The following is a 21,033-nucleotide window of genomic DNA, read 5'->3' as shown; positions in this document are numbered from 1 at the left end:
ATTATAGCTAGTCAGCACGATAGTGAGGGAGGAGCAGTTATGGTTACCGACGCAGAAATTAAACGCATTAACGAACTGGCCAAAAAGGCAAAAGGCTCTGGGTTGACTGAGGACGAAAAAGCGGAGCAGCAAGTGCTTAGACGGAAATACATCGATGCAATGAAAGCTTCGCTGAAAGCCAATCTTGACTCCATTCAATATGTAGAAGATCTAGAAGAGAATAAGTTTAAGCATTAATGACATCCACGCCGTTGCGAATGGATGTTTTTTTCACTCTGTAAAACCTAGTTTGGCCACTCGCTTTACTCGTGATCGGACTGGCGAAAAGGGAGGGTATGCGAATGACAACAAAGCACAGTGCTTACGAATTGGAACAGAAACGATTGGATGAGACAATCGACCTGATCGACAAAGAGGTTGATTGGATCACAGAAGAAATTAAAGATCCGACTGACGATTATGTAAAGCAAATCGTGAACGCTGGCCTGGCGAAAACGTTGACCTATCTTACGCAATCGCGCTTGAAGCCTTATTTTGGCCGCGTTGATTTTATGAAGGACGAGACGTATGATACGGACAGCGTCTATATCGGGAAACGAGGCGTAGTTAGCAGCGATACTATGGATTCGATCGTTGTCGACTGGCGTGCCCCGGTTGCCAGCCTGTATTATAGCGGCGAGAGCAAGGACGCGTTTTATCGAACACCACAAGGAATCGTCAGAGGCGAGGTTAAGCTAAAGCGCAACTTTGCGATTGAGGAAGGCAAGATCACAGGCATTTACGATGGAGCTGTGAAGGAAACGATCAATCGAGAAATGTCCGATCCGGACGATTTTCTTGATGAGGGCTACATCGACGAATTTTTGTCGGCCAGCCTTGACCAAACCAATGACAGCCGCTTGAAGGATATCGTTGCTACCATCCAATCGGAGCAAAACGACATCATCCGTGCGGAAAAAGACCGGCCGATTCTTGTGCAAGGAGTGGCAGGCAGCGGGAAGACGACGATCGCCCTGCATCGGCTCTCGTACTTAATTTATAACTATCAAGATTCGCTCGCTTCAAAGCGGTTCATGGTGTTCGCGCCGAACCGACTCTTTTTAACATACATATCGGAAGTGCTCCCTGAGCTCGGTGTTGAAGACGTACAGCAGTCGACCTTTATGGATTGGGCAGCTAAGCTGGTGAAGCCGCTCATGAATAAAGGCTGGCGCATCCTCGATCCGAACAAACCGCTGCAGCTTTTCTTCGAAGAGGGAGAGAACCGGGAAGCGCAACGACGGGAAGCGCGTCATCGGATGCATTTGAAAGGCTCGCTCGCATGCAAAGCGACGCTCGATGCCTACTTGGCGGACTTAATCGAGACGCAAATCAACTACAAGCGTTTAAGCTTCATATATAGCAGAACGAAGCATGTGTTCGCGATCGATGGAAGTGAGATCAAAAAGCTGTTCATGGAGCATTATGCCAATCTGCCATTCCGTGAGCGCCTTGTCCAATTGCGCAAGCATCTCAAACAGCAGCTAAACAAGATGGTGTACGCTCATCTACGGGAACTGAAAGTGGATTTGGATAAGCAAGCACTCGCCAAGTTCGAAAAAAATATCGACACGATTCTCGATAAGTATTTTGCCGCTTGGCCGACACTCGATGTGTTTTCGGTTTATACCGGGCTATTTGCAAGTCAGGAGCTCCTGGAGAAATTCGCCCCCGTTGAGCTGGAGAATCGTGCAGAAGTCTTGGCAGATACAGCAAGGACGTCAGCTGAAATCTTTGCTGCAGAACGGATTGAAACGGAGGATTTGGCTCCGCTGCTTTATTTGCAGCATGCATTGGAAGGGATGAGTCAGGCGGGCAGTTTTGATCATGCAGTGGTGGACGAGGCGCAAGATTTAAGCGCTCTCGAGATTTTGATCGTCTCGCTTGCAACCAAGCGCAATTCCGTAACCATCGTCGGTGACATAGCCCAAGGAATTCATGCCTACCGTGGCTTACATTCTTGGGATGAATTGATGAAGGGTGTATATGCAGGGAGCTCTGTCCAGTTTTATAAGCTCGAGCAAAGCTATCGCTCAACCGTAGAAATTATGACGTGTGCCAATGAGGTATTGGCAAAGATCGATATCCCTGATTTGTTTTTGGCCAAACCCGTATTACGCCACGGCACGAAACCGCTTTATCAGCATAGTGAGAAGGCAGCGGATGAGGCAGGCGCAGTGATTCAGCATGCGACTAAACTTGCAGATGAAGGATTTCGCTCGATCGCGATCGTAGCAAAGTCTATGGAGCAGTGCAAAAAGCTGCACAAACAAATCAAGGCTGGCTTGCCGGAAGCGGTCTTGCTTTCCTCGAAGGATACAGAGTTCCCCGAGGGCATTGTGGTTATGCCTGCTTATATGACAAAAGGGCTACAGTTTGACGCGGTTATCCTAGTAGGCGCCGACACCGAAAACTACGGGCGAAACGAAGAAGATGCTAAGCTGCTCTACGTCGCCATGACTCGGCCAGTCCACCGTCTGGTTGTGTTAAGCGCCAAGAATGGATTGACTGAATTGCTGCAAACCGCACAGGTGTATATGGAGCAGGTGACGGAACAGGAAGTCTAACAAAAAAAGCGGTTGAAGCTGTATGCTTCTTCCGCTTTTTTTTATTAGTGATCGCCATGATTTCCTTTGGCAGGGTTGGTGATGACGAAGCCTTCTTCTGGCATGTAGAGATAGTCGATAACGACACCGTCGAGCAGCTCGTCACCTTTTTTCAAGATGACATCGATTTCTTTATCGGTCGAAACTACAACGTCATCGTCAGTAGGCTTGTCCAGTGCCATTCCGTAATGGGCATGGTCACCGTGTGCGTGTGTGATGTAGACGCGCAGTTTTAATTCTTTATCGGTTTCTTCAGCCAGTACTTCGGCAATTTTTTTTGCAGCGTTGCGGGTGATTTTACATTTCATTGGGAATCTTCTCCTTACGTTCTTGACCTCTTCATCATATTACCAGAGAAAAACAATGACATGCAAATAGATTGTCTGTGATACAGTGGAAGAAACTTGATCAAATGGGAGGAGATTGCGTGGCGAACCTCTATGAGAACACGGCATTTCTATATGATCGGGATCCGCGAATTCCATTTTCGATGGACATTCCATTTTACGTAAAGCAGGCGGAAAAGGCAAAAGGCCCTGTGTTGGAGCTTGCATGCGGTACGGGTAGAGTACTGCTGCCACTTGCACAGCAAGGGTTCCAGGTGTGGGGCATCGATTTGTCGGAAGCGATGCTTACCGAATTGGAACGGAAAAAAAACGGGCTGCCTGTTGATGTACAGCAACGAATCCATGTGAGTAGGCAAAGTATGTGCGACTTTTCCATCAGACAACAATTTTCGCTCATTTTCGCTGCGTTCCGCAGTTTCCAGGCCTTGTCTACCGAAGATGAAGCGCTATCCTGCTTGAAGACTTGCTACCGTCATCTGCATGTAGGTGGGAGATTGCTGATCAATGTGTTTCGACTTAGCAAACCAATGGGTGATTGGTGGCAATCGAAAGAGGAGAAGCTTGATTTTGAGACGATGCTGCCGGGGGGTGAAATCATGACGAGGCATTCCTTCAACAAGTCGTTTGATCCGATTTTGCGTTTACTGGAGGTCGATCTCATCTACCGGATCCAACACAAGGAAAAGCCGGTGAAGGAGCATCGCGACAAGCTGCGTTTGCGTTATTATGAGGGGGATGACCTCCGCACGCTGCTGCGCGATGCCGGCTTCACCATCGAAGCGGAATACGGTGGTTACGCTGGACAGCCAATCGATCAAGGGAATGAGCTTCTGTTTATTTGTCACAAATAGCCATTCCACTCCACCCAGTTCAGCAAGTCCATTTCGTGATACATTTCCTCGTCGCGTGGAGGATAGTACATCTCGTAAAGATCTGCGAGCATTGATTCCGTTTCATCCAGATGACGGTTCGGGTCCATCGGAATCCCTCCTTTGGGAGTAGTATGCCCGAACCGCTCACAATCTATGTTCATTAAGTCTAAAAATGGTATTGCTTTGGATAACTTTTCGTAGTATACTCATTCTTGTCGCCAAGAAAGAGCGATGAAATTGTACAAGCTGGATGGGTGTCCGAGTGGCCGAAGGAGCACGATTGGAAATCGTGTAGACGGGGGTAACTCGTCTCGTGGGTTCAAATCCCACCCCATCCGCCATAACTATTTGCCGGTGTAGCTCAATTGGTAGAGCACCTGACTTGTAATCAGGGGGTTGTGGGTTCAAGTCCTATCGCCGGCACCATGTTTGCGGTCGTGGCGGAATTGGCAGACGCGCTAGATTCAGGTTCTAGTGGTGGCAACACCGTGGAGGTTCAAGTCCTCTCGACCGCACCATACATAAAAGATCAAAGTCTTTGCATTACGGATTAGTAATGTGGAGACTTTTTTTATTATTGTCAGGAATGGCTAACTAGTTAAACTTTTTTACTTCCTCTGATTTTCCTCTGATCTTGAGCTGTTACGATCGATAGCGACAAGAACGAGGAGTGAATGAACATGAAAGATCACCGTCTTGCAAAAATTGCAGAAAATATCGTTTCCTACAGTCTGGATGTGCAGCCGGAAGAACGGATCATGATCGCGGTGACTGACGAAGGGGAGCCGCTTGCTCGCGAACTGGTGCGCAAGCTGTATGCAAAAGGAGCTTTTCCTTATGTTCGTCTTCAGCGGCAGCAACTGCAAAGCGAATGGTTGAAAGGTGTTAGCGCCACGCAAGCCAATCAGCTTGCGCAATGGGAAGAACAGATGTGGAATGAGATGGATGGCTATATCGGGATTCATGGCGAGCAAAACGACAGCGAGCTTAGCCGCGTGCCGGAGGTGAAATACCGACTTTATGTATCGGCGTTTCAGTCGATTGCTGAGCACATTGATAATCGGGTAAAGGGTGTGCGGCTTAACTACCCGAACACAGCATTGGCCCAAAAAGCGAAAATGCCAACCGAGGAGTTTGAAGAGTTTTACTTTGATGTATGCGCGTTTGACTATAAACGGATGCACGATGCAGCTGTACCTTTATACGATTGGATGCAGCGAACCGATCGGGTACGAATCGTCGGACCGGGTACGGATGTGAGTTTTTCCATAAAAGGGATTGGAGCGGTCATCGCGGCGGGAAAACGCAACATTCCCGATGGCGAGGTGTATACGGCGCCAGTGCGCGACTCGATCAATGGCACGATTTCCTACAACATCGGGAGCGTGTACAAGGGCCATGCATTTGAGCATATTCAGTTGCAGTTCCAGGGTGGAAAAATCGTAGAGGCGACAGCGAACCATACGGAAAAACTGAACAACATTCTCGACACGGATGAGGGCGCTCGCTATATCGGCGAGTTCGCCATCGGGTTTCACCCAGGAATTCTTCATCCGATGGGTGATACACTGTTCGACGAAAAAATCGCGGGAAGCTTCCATTTGACACCGGGAAGGGCGTACGAAAAAGCCGACAATGGCAATCGCAGCAGGGTTCACTGGGATTTGGTCTCCATTCAGCGTCCCGAGTATGGCGGTGGGGAAATCTGGTTTGACGATGTGTTGATACGCAAGGACGGTCTGTTTGTTCCAGCCGCTTTGGAAGGGCTGAATCCGCAGCGACTGCTAGGATGAAAATGGGAAAAAGGAGGGGATGAGCCCTCCTTTTTTTCATGCCCATATCACTGCAAGCTCCCATCATCGCATCTCAATCAACCATGCTCTTTATAGGAATGAGTTTCGTGAAACGCTTCGTGAGCCGTGTGAGCATGCGGATGCTCAGCGGTTCGGCGAAGCGATTTTTCTTCAAAACGGGAACTGAAGCGCGCGCACAAAAATGTGACCAGCACGGAAAAAATGACGATGCCATAAAACCCTGCACCAATCCCGATTCCAACCCCGCCTGCAAAAAAGATCATCGCCGCCGAGGTCAAACCTTTCACTTGCAGACCGTCCTTCAGAATGACACCGGCGCCGAGGAAGCCCAGTCCTGTCACGATTTGAGCTGCAAGCCGCATTGGGTCCATCTGCGTCCCGACGTTCGGCATGGCATACACTTTGGCGGAATAAATGGAGACAAGCGTGATCAGGGTGCATGCAACCGACACGTACGTATACGTTTTGAGCCCGGCAGGCTTGTGCCGGAACGATCGGTCCCAGCCGATAAACAGGCCGAGAACCGCACTGATCAAGACCCGTAAATACATCTCCAAATTGGCGATCACGTGCTGTTCATACATCAGGGTCAAGTATTCCATGGCAACACCTCATTTTGTTAAAAATTTAGATAAAAAATATTTGAAATTTTTGCTCAATTAATTATATAATAATCACAACCAAAGTAAAATCAACTAAAAAAAGCAAAAAACAATGATTTTTTGTGGAATTGTATAAAGAATGGAGTGTGGTTTGGAAAATACCAAGAAAAAACAAGGAGATTGCTGAAACAAAAGGGAATGAGAAGGAAGCAAAGGGAATTCAAGCGAATTTGGAAAAAGAAAAAAGCAATTCCATCCAAAAGGGGGCAATAAGATGAAAAAATGGTGGCATCCATTGGCTTTGACTGCTTTGACCATTACGGTTTTGAGCGGTTGCGGCGGAGGCAAGAGTACGGAAACGTCACAAACAAATCCCTCGCAATCCGGCGGTTCGAAAGAAATCACGGTCTATACCGCATTGGAAGACGATCAGATCAAAGCGTATCTGGAATCGTTCAAGAAGACCAATGCCGATATCAAAGTCAATATCGTTCGCGATTCAACGGGTGTCATCACAGCAAAATTGTTAGCGGAAAAAGATAATCCACAAGCAGACGTGGTCTGGGGTGTCTCCGCCTCCAGCTTGTTGGTCGCCGACCATAACGGCATGCTGGAACCTTATTCACCAAAAGGGGTAGAGCGAGTGTCGCCACAGTTTAAAGATGATAAAGAGCCGGCGCATTGGGTAGGGATCGATGTATATGAAACCGCTTTCGTCGTCAACAAAGTCGAGCTGGAGAAGCGCAACCTTCCCATTCCGCAATCCTACGCCGATTTGATCAAGCCCGAGTACAAAGGGTTGATCGTCATGCCGAATCCTTCGTCATCCGGCACTGGATTTTTCACCATCGCCGCTTTCCTGCAGCTGTTTGGTGAAGAGCAAGGCTGGGATTACATGAGCAAGCTGCATGATAACATCGGCATCTATACTCACTCGGGCTCCAAGCCAGCGAAAATGGCTGCAGCGGGCGAGTATCCGATCGGCATCTCCTTTGGCTATCGCGGTGTGACGGAGAAGAAAAAAGGTGCTCCGGTAGAAGTCGTCTTCCCGAAAGAAGGCTCTGGTTGGGACCCGGAATCGAACGCATTGGTGAAGAAAAAAGAGATCAAGCCAGAGGCCAAAACGTTCCTCGATTGGGCCATCTCGGATGATGCTATGAAGGAGTATGGCAAAAATTTCGCAATCCTGGCTGTAGCAAACCCTAATCAAGTTTATCCGGAAGGCTATCCAGCCGATCCTTTGAAGCAGCTGATGAAGAACGATCTGAACAAGAGCGCGACCGAGCGTGACAAATGGCTTGCTGAGTGGGATAAGCGCTTCAGCACCAAGAGCGAGCCAAAAAACTAGAAGAAGGTCATGCGCACCAACGCAAGAGAGGAGGAGGTCAAAAAATCATGAGACAGTCATATTTCTCCATCCAAGGAATTTCCAAAACATTTGGAAAGTTTACGGCGTTACACAATATCAACATCTCTATGGAGAAGAATGAATTTGTCTGCTTGCTCGGGCCGAGCGGCTGTGGCAAAACGACACTGCTTCGGATCATCGCCGGACTGGAACAGCCGAACACCGGACGGATCATGGTCAATGGCAAAGAGATCACCTCTTTGCCTCCGGCCAAACGGAACTTTGGCATGATGTTCCAATCGTACGCCTTATTTCCGAATTTGACCGCCGCCCAAAACATCGCTTACGGACTGAAAGCAAAAAAAATGACCAAAAAGGAGATTGCGGATAAAGTAAGCGAAGTGCTGGGGCTGATCGATTTGACTCACATTCGTGACAAGTATCCATCCCAGCTCTCCGGTGGACAGCAGCAGCGTATCGCCTTGGCGAGGGCGATCGCACTGTCACCTGATTTCTTGCTGCTGGACGAACCGCTGTCCGCGCTCGATGCCAAAGTTCGGCTGAAGCTGCGGCGGGAAATCCGTAACCTGCACGAAAAAATCGGGATCACGACGATCATGGTCACGCACGATCAAGACGAAGCGCTGACGATGGCGGACAAAATCGTCGTCATGAACAATGCGGAAGTCGTGCAGGTGGGGTCACCGCAGGAAGTGTATGATCGACCAAACTCGCCATTTGTCGCTGATTTCATCGGTGCGATCAATTTTTTTGAACCGAACCACTTTGCCGGACTGCAGCAGGAGCAAAATGGACTGCTGGCGATCCGTCCGGAAAACGTCCACGTTGTGGAGCAGCAAAACGACGACGAAGGGTATGGGATCAGAGCGATTGTCAGAGACATGGAATTCAGAGGCTCGATCTATCGCGTGCTGCTTCAGCTGCGCTCTGATGCGGGGGAACTTGCAGAATCGTTCATGACGATTGATTTGCCCGTGCACCAAGCAACACGCCTGCGTTTGTCCAAAAACAAACCGGTTTGGCTCGAACTGCCGATGGAGCGCCTGATTTCGTTTGACCAAGCGAAAATGGCAAAGTGACGAGGGGGTGATGCGATGTTTTCGACTAGAGTCGTCCGTCAGAAAATGGGGCGGGATGAATGGCTCCAAAAGATTTTGATCGCCGCGATGGTCGTGAGCCTGTTTATCAGCGTGATGCTGCCATTGGGCGATTTGTTCAGCAAAGTGTTCGTGGACAGTCAGGGCAACTATATCGGGTTTACCAATCTCATCCGTTATTTCTCCACCCCAGCGCTTTCGCTCTCGTTTACCAACACGCTGTACATCTCGGTTGTTACGACACTGATTTCCGTCTCGCTCGCCTTTTTGTACGCATACGCACTGACGCGATCGAACATGAAAGGGAAAGTGTTTTTCCGGTATGTGGCGCTCCTTCCCTTGTTTTCACCGACGATGATGCACGGGATCGCCCTCACCTATTTGTTCGGCAATCAGGGGCTGATTACAAAAGGATTTTTCGGATTGTTTGAGCATGGCATCCAGATCGAGCTGTACGGTCCTGTCGGGATCATCATCTCGGAGGTCATCTATACATTCCCGCAAGCCTATTTAATCCTCGCCGCCTCGCTGATGTTCGCAGACTACAATTTATATGAAGCAGCCGAGACGCTTGGTGCTGGGAAAACGCGCAAATTTTTGACCGTCACGTTACCGAATGTCAAGTATGGGCTCGTAAGCGCAGTTTTCGTCTGCTTTAGCATGAGCTTCACGGATTTTGGCGCCCCGAAAGTGGTGGGCGGGCAGTACAATGTGCTGGCAACCGATGTATACAAGCACGTCATCGGACAGCAAAATCTATCGATGGGCGCGACCGTTGGACTCATTTTGATCCTGCCGGCCATCCTGGCCTTCATCGTAGACCGCATTGTTGAACGAAAACAGAGCGCGGCCATCACGGCCAAATCAACGCCGTACAAAATCGTGCCGCAATCGTGGCGGGACAACTTGTATTTCGCCTATTGCACCGTTATTTCAGCGGCAATCTTCATTCTGCTTATCACCGTTGTCTTCGCTTCCATGGTGAAAGTATGGCCCTATGACCTGTCGCTCTCGTTCATGCACTTTGATTTTTCCAACGTTGCGGGTGAAGGTTTGGAGCCGTTTTGGAACAGCTTGACCGTCTCTTTTTACTCGGCGGTGGCAGGTACGATCATTACATTCCTGTATGCCTACCTGATCGAGAAGTCCCGCTATCTCAAGGGTGTGCGGATGATCGGTTATTTTCTCTCCATTTTGCCGCTCGCATTGCCGGGACTGGTGATCGGTTTGGCTTACATTTTTTACTTCAACAACCCGGATAATCCGTTGAACTGGATGTATGGGACAATCGCAATCCTCATTTTAGCGAATGTCATTCACTTTTACGCTGTACCGTTCATCTCCGCGACATCGGCTTTGAAAAAACTAGACCGTGAATTTGAGATGGCTTCCGAATCGATGGGGGTCCCGTTTTACAAGACGTTTTTCCGCGTGACCGTGCCGATGTCGCTGCCAACCATATTGGAAATTGCGGTCTATTATTTCATCAACTCGATGGTCACGATCTCGGCAGTCGTCTTCCTGTATTCTGCCGATTTCAAGCTGGCCTCGGTGGCGATCGTCAATATGGACGATGCCGGGGATGTTGCGCCAGCCGCAGCGATGTCCGTGCTGATCGTATTGACGAACATCTTGATCCGCATCGTCTACGAATTCGTCACCAAGCGATTGCGCAAGCGTGTCGAGGCATGGCAAACCAGATAAGGTAGGGGAGGAAATCATGATCAAAGCTGTCATTTTTGACTGGGCGGGAACAACCGTCGATTACGGTTGTTTCGCTCCCTTGGATGTGTTCATTGAAGTGTTTCGCAAACGCGGCATCGAGGTGCTGCACGAAGAGGCACGCGCACCAATGGGACTTTTAAAGTGGGATCACATTGACACGATGCTGAAAATGGAGCGCATCGCCAATCTATGGAAGGAGAAATATGGCAGGACACCGACGGAAAAAGATGTGGATATGCTGTACGCGGATTTCGAGCCGATGCTCTTCTCCATTCTGAAAAACTATTGTACGCCGATTCCGGGTGTGCTGGAGCTGGTCGAGAGATTGAGACGTGATGGGATCAAGATCGGTTCGACAACCGGTTACACGAAAGAGATGATGGCTGTCGTGGCGCCGGAAGCGAAAAAGCGCGGCTATGCACCGGACTCGATGGTGACGCCGACAGAAATGCCGCAGGGGCGGCCGTATCCGTGGATGTGCTATCAAAACGCGATCAACCTGGGAGTCTATCCGATGAAGCATGTCATCAAGGTCGGCGACACATTAAGCGACATCAAGGAGGGGGTAAGTGCTGGTGCTTGGTCCGTCGGGATATTGAAAGGTAGCAGTGAGCTCGGGATGAACGAGCAGGAAGTGGCAGTATGCGACCCGGATGAGCTCGCGGACCGTATGGAGGCAGTCGCCAAAAAGTTCAAGGCTGCCGGTGCGGATTACATCATCGACACGATTGGCGATTTGGACAAAGTGATTCCTAAAATCAATTTGCGACTCGCACAGGGGGAGAGATAACGATGACATTTGATCAAAACACATTGCCGGACAATCCGTATTTACTGTTAACGCCAGGACCGCTTTCGACCACAAAAGGTGTAAAGGCTGCCATGCTGCGTGACTGGTGCACGTGGGATCGGGATTACAACGAGCTAGTTCAGTCAATCCGCCACAAGCTTGTGGGAATCTCAGCAGAGAACCCGGAAGGCTACACATCTGTCCTGATGCAAGGGAGCGGCAGCTTTTCCGTGGAAGCGGTGATTGGAACCGTGGTGCCGCGGGACGGCAAGCTCGCCATCTTGACCAACGGCGCATACGGAAACCGAATCGTGCAAATGGCGAATGTACTGAATATTGCTAATGTCGTGCTCGACTTTGGGGAAATCTCGCCAGCCGAACCGGAGAAACTCGATACGCTGCTGAAAAGCGACCCATCGATTACACACGTTGCCGTCGTTCATTGCGAAACAACCACCGGTATGCTCAACCCGATTGCAGAAGTAGGCAAAATTGCCAAGGAGTATGGAAAAGTTTTTATCGTGGACGCCATGAGCAGCTTCGGCGGTGTGGAAATGGACATCGCGGCACTGCAAATCGATTTCCTCATCAGCAGCGCGAACAAGTGCATCCAGGGTGTACCAGGTTTCGGCTTTGTGCTCGCAAAAGAGGAGGAACTGATCAAATGCAAAGGGCAGGCGCGGTCGCTTTCGCTCGATCTCGTCGACCAATGGCAGGCGATGGAAGACCAACAAGGAAAATGGCGTTATACGTCCCCGACGCATGTGGTGCGTGCCTTTTACCAAGCCATGCTGGAGCTTGAGGAAGAAGGCGGAGTTAGTGCGAGAGCTGATCGCTACCTCACAAGTCAGCGCACACTGGTCGAAGGGATGGAGCAAATCGGTTTCCGTACACTGCTTACACGCGATCATCAGTCGCCAATCATTACGTCCTTTTACTATCCAGAAGAGAGTGCCTTTACGTTTGCGGGGTTTTATGAACGGTTGAAAAAAGAAGGCTTCGTCATCTACCCTGGCAAAATTTCGGCAGCGGATACGTTCCGCATCGGAAACATTGGCCACGTCTTTCCGGAAGATATGGAACGACTGGTGAAAGCGATCGAACGAAATCGGTTCTGGTTGTAACCGCGTTTTTTTGCCAAATAAACCAAGGAAAAACAACTCAAACAATGTGTTGTATGTGCAATGAATTCACTTTTCTGTGCATGTTACATGCTTGAACCAAAAGGGAGGATTCGAAATGAAAGTGTTTTGCTTGGGTGGTGCCGGCAACATCTGCAGAGAATCCGTGCTCGATCTCGTCTTGCATTCCCAATTCGAGAAAATTACGATTGGCGATTTCAACGAAGAAGTGGGCATCAAGCTGGTCGAACAATTGAATGATCCGCGGGTCGATTTTGTCAAAGTCAACGTGAGGGACCATGAAGCGACGGTTAATCAAATGCGCGGCTACGACATTGTTATGGATGGAACGACGATCACCTTGAACGGGTTGTCAACCGCTTGCATTGCGGAAGCCGGGTGCCACGGGATCAATTTGAACGGATTCGGGGCTGAAGATGAGTTCGATCCAATCTTTCGGAAAAACGGCAAAACATGCTTGCCTGGGTTTGGCATGACACCAGGGGTGACGCAGATGATGGCGATGCATGCCGCGAATCAGTTGGATGAGGTTGACGAAGTACGGGTCAGTCACGGTGCGTTTCGGCCGATTGCATTTTCCAAATCCATCGCGGAGACGACCACGTATGAATATGACCCGAACTTGCCTGGACGGATCGTGTTCGAAAACGGTGAATTCGTCCAAGTGCCGCCCTTTGCACGCCCGCGCGAAATCAACTTGCCTGAACCATACGGTAAGACCGTGCAGTACATCATTCCGCATGCGGAGACAAAGACGCTTGCGAAAGCATTGAGCGAGAAAGGTGTCAAGCTGATCGAGGTGCGCGGAACGTGGCCGATGAAAAATATGCAATTGGTTAAAGCGCTGTACGACTGGGGTTTCATGCGCAATGACAAATTCTCAGTGAACGGTCAGGAGGTCGGTGTGCTCGATTGCATCGCCGATTATCTCTACAACTCGAAGGAAGGCCGCGAGACAGAGCTGTACGGCTATTCCTTACATGTGGAAGTAACGGGGAAGAGAGGTGGCAAAAACGTGATGCACTCCTTGTACCACACTCATCCGCGCTCCGATGGCTCACAGCCGGGATGGGAAGGATTGCGGGCTTACACGCGCAATGTCGGCATCCCGATGGCGATCGCGACGGAAATGATCGCGCGCGGACAAGTGAACGCGACGGGTGTTATCACGCCGGAAGAGGCGTTCGACCCAACAGTAGTATTCCGGGAGCTGGAAAAGCGGCAGATTTTCATCCATGAAGAGGTGCAAGAGCTCGCGGACTAGCCGATCGAAGCAAGGGGGCGAATCCGTGTCATTGATCGGAGAAGAGCGCAAGGAAATCATTCTCAATATTTTAAATTTCGCCGGGAAAGTACGGACGAATGAGCTGGTTGAAAAGCTGCAAGTATCGTCCGAAACAATTAGGCGGTATTTGGAGGAGCTTGAGGGGGAGCAGCGGCTTAAACGCGTCTATGGTGGCGCGATCAAAATCAACTACGATCGCGAAGAGCCCTCGCACTTAAAACGGGAAGTGCTGTATGCGGAGGAGAAGCAGCTTATTGGCCAGGCCGCTTCCCTCCTGGTGCAAAACAATGACGTGATCGTTATCGATGACGGGACGACGACACAGCAAATCATCCCGTATTTGATCCACAAGCAAAATGTGACGATCCTGACTGGTTCTTTTCCCGCGCTCTCGCTGTTAATGGACTATCAAAACAAAGGGCTTTTGACGGGCGAGCTATACTTTATCGGCGGCAAGGTCCAGCCCAAGCATTTGCGCACGTCAGGTGCATTGTCCGTAAACATGATTGAAAATTTTCATATCGACAAAGCGTTCCTGTCCATCGACGGCATCTCGATGCGGCAGGGCATCACCAGCTATGACGTCGAGAAGGCGTTGGTTGTGAAAACGTACATCGATAACGCCAAAACGAGCATCGTCATGACAGACCAATCGAAAATCGGTTTGGGCACGTTTTACAAAATTTGCGACCTGAAAGAGATCGACATCATCATCAGCGGCGTGTGTGCCCCGAAGGACTGGAAGCAGGAGCTGGAAGACCGCGACATCAATTGGATCGTTGCGCAATAACGGCAAGGAACTAACAGCAAATCGCGTGAGGGTGATCGGAAGTGAGTGAAGCAAAAGCATTGGGCATGATCGAGACGATCGGATTTCCTGCTCTAATTGCAGCTGCCGATGCGGCTGCGAAGGCGGCCGATGTGCAAATCATTACGTATCAGCAAGCAGACGCGGGCATCGTGACGATCTACATCATCGGCGACGTCGCTGCCGTACAGGCAGCTGTCGCGACAGGTGAGGCTGCGGCGATGCGGGTGGGGCGTTTGCGCCATTCGCACGTGATCGCCCGCCCGGATCAGAGCGTCCAGCAACTGATCAAACGGCTGGAGAGTAAATCAGCCCCAACTGTCGCAAGCAAACAGGCACAGGCGAAGAAAAAACCGCAGCCGCCATTGCTGGAGGCAACAGGACAAGAGAAACGAGGTGAAGATGAAGCGTGATGATTGATACGGATCTGCAATCAATTCAAGAGGTGCGCGATGCGTTGGACCAAGCAGATGCCGCGGCGCGCGAGCTGGCATTGTATAGCCAGGAACAGATCGACTCCATTGTGAAGAGCATGGCGCAAGCGGCGGGGGAAGCGGCCGCGCGACTGGCCGCACTTGCGGTGGAAGAGACGGGATTTGGCAATGTGCCCGATAAAACCGCCAAAAACATGTTTGCGGCTCGCGATGTGTATGCCGCGATCAAAGAGATGAAAACAGTCGGCACGATTCATAAGGACGCCCATAAAAAAGTGTGGGAGATTGCACAGCCATTTGGTGTCATTGCGGCGATCATTCCGTCGACGAATCCGACCTCTACGGTGATTTACAAGGCGCTGATCGCGCTCAAGGCGGGCAATGCCATCGTTTTCAGTCCACATCCGAATGCTGCGCGTTGCACGTTAGAGGCGGCGCGAGTTATGCAGGCTGCGGCAGAAAGGGCCGGTGCACCAAAAGGGGCGATCGGCTGCGTGGAAAAACCGACATTGGCAGCGACCAACGAGCTGATGAGCCATCGGATCACAAGACTGATATTAGCAACAGGCGGCGCACAAATGGTCAAGGCGGCGTATTCCTCTGGCAAGCCTGCTTATGGAGTGGGACCCGGCAATGTTCCGGTATATTTGCACGAAAGCGCAGACATTCCAGCTGCAGTTCGTCGCATTATCCAAAGCAAAACTTTCGACAATGGGACGATCTGCGCTTCCGAGCAGGCTCTCATCGTTGATCAAAGGATCCGGCATAAAGTGATCGCGGAATTCAAACGGCAAGGGGCGGCTTTTTTGGATGATCATGAAAAGAAACGGGTGGGTGACTCTCTTGTCTCAAATGGCGGACTGTCTGCCGCGCTGGTTGGCAAATCGCCTCAAGCCATCGCGGACATCGCAGGGATCATCGTCGAGGCTGGCACGAAAGTTTTGATTGCGGAAGAGGACGGCGTCGGTAAAACCTATCCGTTCTCGTTCGAAAAGCTGGCCCCGGTTCTCGCGATGTACACAGCCAAAGACCAGCAGGAGGCCGAAGAGCTGTGCACCACGTTGCTGCAGTTTGGCGGTCTTGGCCACACGCTCGGCATACATGCGGAGTCCGAAGCAGTTGTGGAGTCGTTTTGCCGAAATAAACCTGCTTCCCGCATTGTCGTGAACGCTGGTACTACCTTTGGGGGAATTGGCGCAACTACGGGTATTCTTCCGTCGCTGACCCTCGGCTGTGGAGCGTTAGGTGGCAATATCACGTCCGATAACATCGGGCCGCAACATTTGTTCAATACAAAGCGTGTCGCTTACGGCATAAAAGAAATGGAAGTTCCGCAAGTGGCTACAGAGCAAGTGGTCACAGAGGCGGTTTCCCACGCACAATCAGCACAGCTATTCAGCAAAGATGAGTTAAAAGAGCTGATTCGCTCCGTACTTGTGGAGCTGAAAGGCTAAATCGGTAACGAACAATACATGAAAAATAGTGAGGGAGGAAGTAAAAATGGCAGGAGAAATGGGAGCACTCGGTATGGTGGAAACGAAAGGGTTGGTAGGTGCAATTGAAGCGGCGGATGCGATGGTCAAGGCAGCGAACGTCCATCTAATTGGCAAAGTGCACGTTGGCGGTGGGTTGGTGACCGTCATGGTGCGAGGGGATGTGGGTGCAGTGAAAGCGGCAACTGATTCGGGTGCGGCTGCGGCAGAAAAAGTGGGAGAGCTCGTCTCGGTTCATGTGATCCCACGTCCTCATTCAGACATTGAATTGATCTTGCCCAAGCTGGAAGGCTAGGATGACTGCCGATGGCGGTGATTACTGAAGGGACGCTGCGGGCCATGTGGAAAAGGGGCATACCCAACCCCTTTCCACTTGCAAAAGAAGAGAAACTGACTCCGGCGGCGGCTGACTTTTTAAAAGGGAGAGGGATTTCGGTGAAACCGCTCGAGCAGAAAGGAGTTTCGGAGGAGTGCAATTTTGCGGAACAAAGTCTGTCCATCGTAGCGGGCGTGTCGAACAGGCACATTCATTTGAGCCAAGAGCATGTGGAGCAGCTCTTCGGCCAAGGGTATATGCTGACGCAACTGCGCCCGCTGTCGCAACCAGGACAATTTGCCGCAAACGAACAAGTGACATTGGTAGGAGCAAAAGGGACGATTTCGAACGTTCGCATCCTAGGTCCTTCACGCGGAGCGACACAAGTAGAAATTTCACGCACCGACGGGTTTACACTCGGCATCCATCCACCCGTCCGCCTCTCCGGCGCTATCGATGGGACACCGGGCGTAGCGGTCATCGGTCCTAAAGGGTGCGTCGTATTGGAGCAAGGCGTGATCATTGCGAAATGCCATGTGCACATGTCAACCGATGACGCATCGACATTCGGCGTGCAGCACGGCGATCACCTCATGCTACTCACGGGTGGGGAACGCCCGGTTTTGTTCCCTGAGGTGGCCGTGCGCGTCAGTCCTCAATATCGGCTCGATTTTCATATTGATCTCGACGAGGCCAATGCTGCGAATTTGCGAACGGGTGACACGGTATCCGTTGCGGGCGTCAACGGACGGTTGACCCGCGGGTTAGCGAGGTGATGGCGGTGGACATACGGGCACTGATCGAATCGTTAGCCAAAGAAATGCTTCAATCCGTGCATATCGAAGAAAAAGTCAAACAGCGTGTCCTGTTTATCTTTTGTGACAGCACCGCACATGAGGCACATCACGATCTATTCATCACGCTTGCCAATCAGCAGATCTGCTATGATATGCTCTTTTTGGACGGGGAAACCTCATCGTGGCTCGGCATGAGCCGAGTTGAATGCGGCGGTGCAGGCAAAGTGATCGCCATGGACGAATATGCGCCAGCGCCGCTGGAATTGCCGAAAGAGTACGATGCGATCATCATCCCAGAGATCGATCTGGACAATGCAGCGCGGATTGCATCCGGATTAAAGGGGACAATCAAAGCGGAAATTGCGTTCGCTGCGCTTGTGCTGGATAAGCCGGTCATTGTTGGTGAGGACGTGGCAGGGATCAAAAGGGCTGACCGCCGCACCTTGCAAACGGTGGAACTGCCAAAGTCGTACCGTGAGCTGTTCGCACGCCACGTGGAATGTATGAAGGCGCTAGGTGTCGATTTCGCCCCACAACGATCGCTGGCTGATTATGCGGTGCGCAAGCTGAAAACGAAGGCTCACACGGAAACAGCCGGAATGGAGGAGTTTGCTACGGAGGATGCTGACCATCTTTTCGAAGGCAAGCTGCTGACGGCTGATTGGATTAATCGCTGCACAGGCGTGGCTGGTGGGACGATTTGGGTGGATTCGGGCACGATCATTGCACCGCTCGCCTACGATGCGATGAAAGAGAAGGGCATTACGCTGCAGATCAAAGACAAAGGGTGAGCCGGATGTTTATGGGAAAAGTGATCGGCAGTGTCTGGTCTACGCAAAAAGAAACGGGTATGGAAAATTTGAAGCTCTTGCTAGTGCAGCCCTTTGATGCGAACGATCGGGCGATAAACAATGTTGTGGTCGCTGCTGACCGAATCGGAGCAGGCGTCGGAGAGCGTGTGATCGTCGCACAGGGAAGTCCGGCGCGCATCCTGTTTGACCAGAAGGTGACGCCGGTGGACGCCGTTGTCGTCGGTATTGTCGATTCATACGAAATGATAGTAGAAACTTCATAAAGCACAAGGCTAAAAGACCTCGCGGCGTTCAAGTGGACGCTGATGAGGTCTTTTCATTTTTTGCGCGGCCGATACGCGAGGGAAGGGAACATCTCCCGTTTATTCATTTCTGTTTGATGAAATACTATTTCTATGCAAAAAATCGACTTCACCAAGGAGGAATTAGATGCTCAGCGCAAATGATAAAGCGAAGTTACGTCAAAGCCTACAGGCAGAGGAAAGCAAGATCGTCACGATCGTGCTCTCCGACGAAGACCAAGTGGCGGGCGAAATCGAGCATGCCGGCATAAACGGGATTACCCTCACCGATGGGCGGCGTTATAACTATGCCGACATCCGAGAAATCAACGGCTTCGATTGAATCACGAGAGCTGTTTCGTTCTGCCTACAGTCCAACGGTCGGGAAGAAATGGCGCAATCCGTCCGGCAGCTCCTTTTGCCAAAATCCCCACGTGTGAACACCAGGCTTTTCACAGTAATGGAGCCTGGCATTCTTTTGTTCGAATGCGTCTTTGGCAAGTCTGTTCCAATGGACGAAATCGATGTCGCCCATATGAGTCTCGACGCTTGTCTCTTCCAGTCCAACGATCATCCACAAGTTGAGCCAGGACAAGTCAGACTCTAAACAAAGCGCCTCAAGCGTAGGCTGCAGGAAGGCACCGGAGAGTGCAAGTACGTGTGGGAACAGGTCCGGATAGTCCAGGGCCAAATGCAGGCTGACCGTTCCTCCGAGCGAATCACCAGCGATGACGCGTTTTCGGTTTTGCACTGGATAACGGCTTTCGATAAAGGGGATTAGCTCCTCAGCGAAAAAACGTTTGTACGCTTCATTGCGCGCACCAGTTGCCGAATATTCGCTGGTGCGCTTGCTGCGCTCGACCGATACGCCCACGATTAAAAACGGTTCCATGCCTTCTGCCAAAATCAATTCAGTGGCGATGGTGGCAATTCGGCCCATTGTGAAGAAATCGCTGCCGTCTTGGCAGTACACAACCGGATAGGAAACAAGCTCATTATAGCCCGGAGGTAAGTACACTTTTACCGAGCGTGTACCTTGCAAATGTTGACTCGGCACTTCTTCTTTTACAATCGTTCGTTTTGTATAATCCGACATCGTTTCATCCCTCACAAACGCACAAAGTGGAAAAAAGCACTTGAAAAAAACTGATACAGAAATTATGATATAGCAGAACAGAAAAGAAATAAACCCTGTAATATCAGTGTTGTAACACGATGTAACAGAACTGTTTCTGAGGTATAACAGGGTGTTATGAAACAGACTCAACCCTAGCGTGAGTCCTCCGCTATTCCATTACTAAGTAAGAGGTGAATTCAATGAGTGTTTCAACTGCTGTAGAACAAACCGGCAACAATACACCATTGCAAATTTTAGCACCGGACGGTACTGTCGTTCGTCCTGACCTGATGCCTAATCTTTCCGATGACCAATTGCGCGAAGTTATGCGCCGCATGGTCTTTACCCGCGTATGGGACCAACGCGCGATCAGCTTGAACCGCCAAGGACGCCTGGGCTTCTACGCTCCTGTTGCAGGTCAAGAAGCGACAATGATCGGTTCTGAGTTCGCATTGGATAAAAAAGACTTCGTCCTGCCAAGCTACCGCGACATCCCGCAAATGGTATGGCATGGTTTGCCTTTGTATCAAGCGTTCCTGTATTCCCGCGGACACATCCATGGTGGACAAATCCCACAAGATGTAAACGTTTTAATGCCGCAAATCATTATCGCTGCACAATGTACCCAAGCGACAGGCGTTGCCATGGGCTACAAACTGCGCGGCGAAAAACAAGTAGCGATCAACTACTTTGGTGACGGCGCGACCTCCCAAGGTGATTTCTATGAAGGGATGAACTATGCTGGCGTTTACAAGCTGCCGGTCATCTTCTTCTCGCAAAACAACGGTTACGCGATTTCCGTACCATTCTCGAAGCAAACGGCATCCGAAAGCATCGCGATCAAAGCGAAAGCGGCTGGTATCGCTAGCGCACAAATCGACGGTATGGACGTTCTGGCAGTTATCAAAACAACGCAAGACGCAAAAGAGCGCGGTATCAACGGCGAAGGCGCTACTTTGATCGAAGCGCTGACATACCGCTATGGCCCGCACACAATGGCTGGTGACGACCCAACTCGCTACCGTACAGGTGAAGAGCAATCCGAGTGGGAGCTGCGCGATCCATTGATTCGTTTCCGCAAATTCCTCGAAAACAAAGGCCTCTGGTCCGAAAAAGACGAAGAAGCTGTTATTGAAGAAGCAAAACAAGCGGTTGCAGACGCAATCAAAAAAGCGGACGAAACACCAAAGATGAAAGTATCCGAATTGATCGATGTCATGTTCGAAACGCTGCCACCTTCGCTGGAAGAACAAAAGGCAGAATATCTGGCAAAGGAGTCGAAATAAG

At 50.6% G+C, this 21,033-nt stretch carries 23 protein-coding genes and 3 tRNA genes; 22 read left to right on the top strand and 4 right to left on the bottom strand.

Features of this window, described 5'->3' with window-relative positions; genetic code table 11:
• Positions 1-39: 39 nt before the first annotated feature.
• Together EDM56_RS03040 and EDM56_RS03035 are read left to right on the top strand one after the other, a co-directional pair.
• Complete coding sequence (locus EDM56_RS03040) at positions 40-237, top strand: DUF896 domain-containing protein (RefSeq protein WP_122916406.1); 198 nt, start codon at positions 40-42, stop codon at positions 235-237.
• Between the two features lie 104 nt (positions 238-341).
• Positions 342-2,606, top strand: a complete 2,265-nt coding sequence (locus EDM56_RS03035; RefSeq protein WP_122916405.1) for a HelD family protein — start codon at positions 342-344, stop codon at positions 2,604-2,606.
• Positions 2,607-2,650: 44 nt separating this feature from the next.
• Here the strand turns inward: EDM56_RS03035 and EDM56_RS03030 are convergent, their stop codons facing one another.
• Complete coding sequence (locus EDM56_RS03030) at positions 2,651-2,953, bottom strand: HesB/IscA family protein (RefSeq protein ID WP_122916404.1); 303 nt, start codon at positions 2,951-2,953, stop codon at positions 2,651-2,653.
• A gap of 119 nt (positions 2,954-3,072) precedes the next feature.
• Between EDM56_RS03030 and EDM56_RS03025 the strand changes: the two genes are divergently transcribed.
• The gene (locus EDM56_RS03025) at positions 3,073-3,843 is read left to right on the top strand and encodes a class I SAM-dependent methyltransferase (protein WP_183192274.1); all 771 of its coding nucleotides are present in this window, start codon (positions 3,073-3,075) and stop codon (positions 3,841-3,843) included.
• Here EDM56_RS03025 and EDM56_RS31345 read toward each other — a convergent pair.
• Positions 3,834-3,971, bottom strand: coding sequence for a hypothetical protein (locus EDM56_RS31345; RefSeq protein WP_183192273.1), 138 nt, complete (start codon positions 3,969-3,971; stop codon positions 3,834-3,836). The genes EDM56_RS03025 and EDM56_RS31345 overlap by 10 nt on opposite strands.
• A 141-nt stretch (positions 3,972-4,112) precedes the next feature.
• On the opposite strand from EDM56_RS31345, the gene EDM56_RS03020 reads away from it, so the two are divergent.
• From EDM56_RS03020 to EDM56_RS03005, 4 genes are all read left to right on the top strand, one after another.
• Positions 4,113-4,205, top strand: a tRNA-Ser gene (locus EDM56_RS03020).
• Between the two features lie 9 nt (positions 4,206-4,214).
• Positions 4,215-4,290: transfer RNA gene (locus EDM56_RS03015), tRNA-Thr, on the top strand.
• 5 nt (positions 4,291-4,295) lie between these two features.
• Positions 4,296-4,382: transfer RNA gene (locus EDM56_RS03010), tRNA-Leu, on the top strand.
• A 162-nt stretch (positions 4,383-4,544) separates the two neighbouring features.
• A complete protein-coding gene (locus EDM56_RS03005; protein ID WP_122916402.1) occupies positions 4,545-5,657 on the top strand; it encodes an aminopeptidase in 1,113 nt (370 codons plus the stop codon).
• Positions 5,658-5,734: 77 nt separating this feature from the next.
• Here EDM56_RS03005 and EDM56_RS03000 read toward each other — a convergent pair whose 3' ends face one another.
• Positions 5,735-6,280 carry an MgtC/SapB family protein gene (locus tag EDM56_RS03000; RefSeq protein WP_122916401.1) on the bottom strand — a complete coding sequence of 182 codons (546 nt, stop codon included), beginning with the start codon at positions 6,278-6,280 and terminating at the stop codon, positions 5,735-5,737.
• Positions 6,281-6,554: 274 nt separating this feature from the next.
• Between EDM56_RS03000 and EDM56_RS02995 the strand changes: the two genes are divergently transcribed.
• The 14 genes from EDM56_RS02995 to EDM56_RS02935 all read left to right on the top strand — a co-directional run bounded on the left by EDM56_RS02995 (position 6,555) and on the right by EDM56_RS02935 (position 18,972).
• Positions 6,555-7,628, top strand: a complete 1,074-nt coding sequence (locus tag EDM56_RS02995; RefSeq protein ID WP_122916400.1) for a putative 2-aminoethylphosphonate ABC transporter substrate-binding protein — start codon at positions 6,555-6,557, stop codon at positions 7,626-7,628.
• A gap of 47 nt (positions 7,629-7,675) precedes the next feature.
• A complete protein-coding gene (locus tag EDM56_RS31340; RefSeq protein ID WP_183192272.1) occupies positions 7,676-8,728 on the top strand; it encodes a putative 2-aminoethylphosphonate ABC transporter ATP-binding protein in 1,053 nt (350 codons plus the stop codon).
• Positions 8,729-8,743: 15 nt separating this feature from the next.
• Entirely contained in the window at positions 8,744-10,450 is a 1,707-nt protein-coding gene (locus tag EDM56_RS31335; protein ID WP_183192271.1) for a putative 2-aminoethylphosphonate ABC transporter permease subunit, read from the top strand.
• 16 nt (positions 10,451-10,466) lie between these two features.
• A complete protein-coding gene (gene phnX, locus EDM56_RS02985) occupies positions 10,467-11,261 on the top strand; it encodes a phosphonoacetaldehyde hydrolase (RefSeq protein WP_122916399.1) in 795 nt (264 codons plus the stop codon).
• A 2-nt stretch (positions 11,262-11,263) separates the two neighbouring features.
• Positions 11,264-12,385, top strand: a complete 1,122-nt coding sequence (phnW, locus tag EDM56_RS02980; RefSeq protein ID WP_122916398.1) for a 2-aminoethylphosphonate--pyruvate transaminase — start codon at positions 11,264-11,266, stop codon at positions 12,383-12,385.
• Between the two features lie 115 nt (positions 12,386-12,500).
• Positions 12,501-13,667, top strand: coding sequence for a saccharopine dehydrogenase family protein (locus EDM56_RS02975; protein WP_122916397.1), 1,167 nt, complete (start codon positions 12,501-12,503; stop codon positions 13,665-13,667).
• A gap of 25 nt (positions 13,668-13,692) precedes the next feature.
• On the top strand, positions 13,693-14,478 hold the full coding sequence (locus EDM56_RS02970) for a DeoR/GlpR family DNA-binding transcription regulator (RefSeq protein WP_122916396.1): 786 nt from the start codon (positions 13,693-13,695) through the stop codon (positions 14,476-14,478).
• Positions 14,479-14,519: 41 nt separating this feature from the next.
• Positions 14,520-14,909 carry a BMC domain-containing protein gene (locus EDM56_RS02965; protein ID WP_246009237.1) on the top strand — a complete coding sequence of 130 codons (390 nt, stop codon included), beginning with the start codon at positions 14,520-14,522 and terminating at the stop codon, positions 14,907-14,909.
• Complete coding sequence (locus tag EDM56_RS02960; RefSeq protein ID WP_122916395.1) at positions 14,906-16,384, top strand: acetaldehyde dehydrogenase (acetylating); 1,479 nt, start codon at positions 14,906-14,908, stop codon at positions 16,382-16,384. The genes EDM56_RS02965 and EDM56_RS02960 overlap by 4 nt, the downstream gene beginning before the upstream one ends.
• Positions 16,385-16,430: 46 nt before the next feature.
• On the top strand, positions 16,431-16,718 hold the full coding sequence (locus tag EDM56_RS02955) for a BMC domain-containing protein (protein WP_122916394.1): 288 nt from the start codon (positions 16,431-16,433) through the stop codon (positions 16,716-16,718).
• Positions 16,719-16,729: 11 nt separating this feature from the next.
• A complete protein-coding gene (pduL, locus tag EDM56_RS02950) occupies positions 16,730-17,515 on the top strand; it encodes a phosphate propanoyltransferase (protein WP_122916393.1) in 786 nt (261 codons plus the stop codon).
• Between the two features lie 5 nt (positions 17,516-17,520).
• Positions 17,521-18,327 (top strand): hypothetical protein, encoded by an 807-nt coding sequence (locus tag EDM56_RS02945; protein WP_122916711.1) that lies wholly within the window; start codon positions 17,521-17,523, stop codon positions 18,325-18,327.
• Between the two features lie 5 nt (positions 18,328-18,332).
• Positions 18,333-18,611, top strand: coding sequence for a EutN/CcmL family microcompartment protein (locus EDM56_RS02940; protein ID WP_122916392.1), 279 nt, complete (start codon positions 18,333-18,335; stop codon positions 18,609-18,611).
• Positions 18,612-18,777: 166 nt separating this feature from the next.
• Positions 18,778-18,972, top strand: coding sequence for a hypothetical protein (locus tag EDM56_RS02935; protein ID WP_122916391.1), 195 nt, complete (start codon positions 18,778-18,780; stop codon positions 18,970-18,972).
• Between the two features lie 24 nt (positions 18,973-18,996).
• On the opposite strand, the gene EDM56_RS02930 is transcribed toward EDM56_RS02935, so the two are convergent.
• Entirely contained in the window at positions 18,997-19,725 is a 729-nt protein-coding gene (locus EDM56_RS02930) for an alpha/beta hydrolase (RefSeq protein ID WP_122916390.1), read from the bottom strand.
• Between the two features lie 221 nt (positions 19,726-19,946).
• Here EDM56_RS02930 and pdhA point away from each other — a divergent pair, with 221 nt between their 5' ends.
• Positions 19,947-21,032 (top strand): pyruvate dehydrogenase (acetyl-transferring) E1 component subunit alpha, encoded by a 1,086-nt coding sequence (gene pdhA, locus EDM56_RS02925; protein WP_122916389.1) that lies wholly within the window; start codon positions 19,947-19,949, stop codon positions 21,030-21,032.
• Position 21,033: the final 1 nt, after the last annotated feature.

Origin of the sequence: Brevibacillus fluminis, assembly GCF_003710825.1 — a bacterium.
Lineage (GTDB): Bacteria > Bacillota > Bacilli > Brevibacillales > Brevibacillaceae > Brevibacillus_D > Brevibacillus_D fluminis.
The sequence above is the reverse complement of the archived record's forward strand: the minus strand, read 5'-3'. Positions and strand labels throughout refer to the sequence as shown.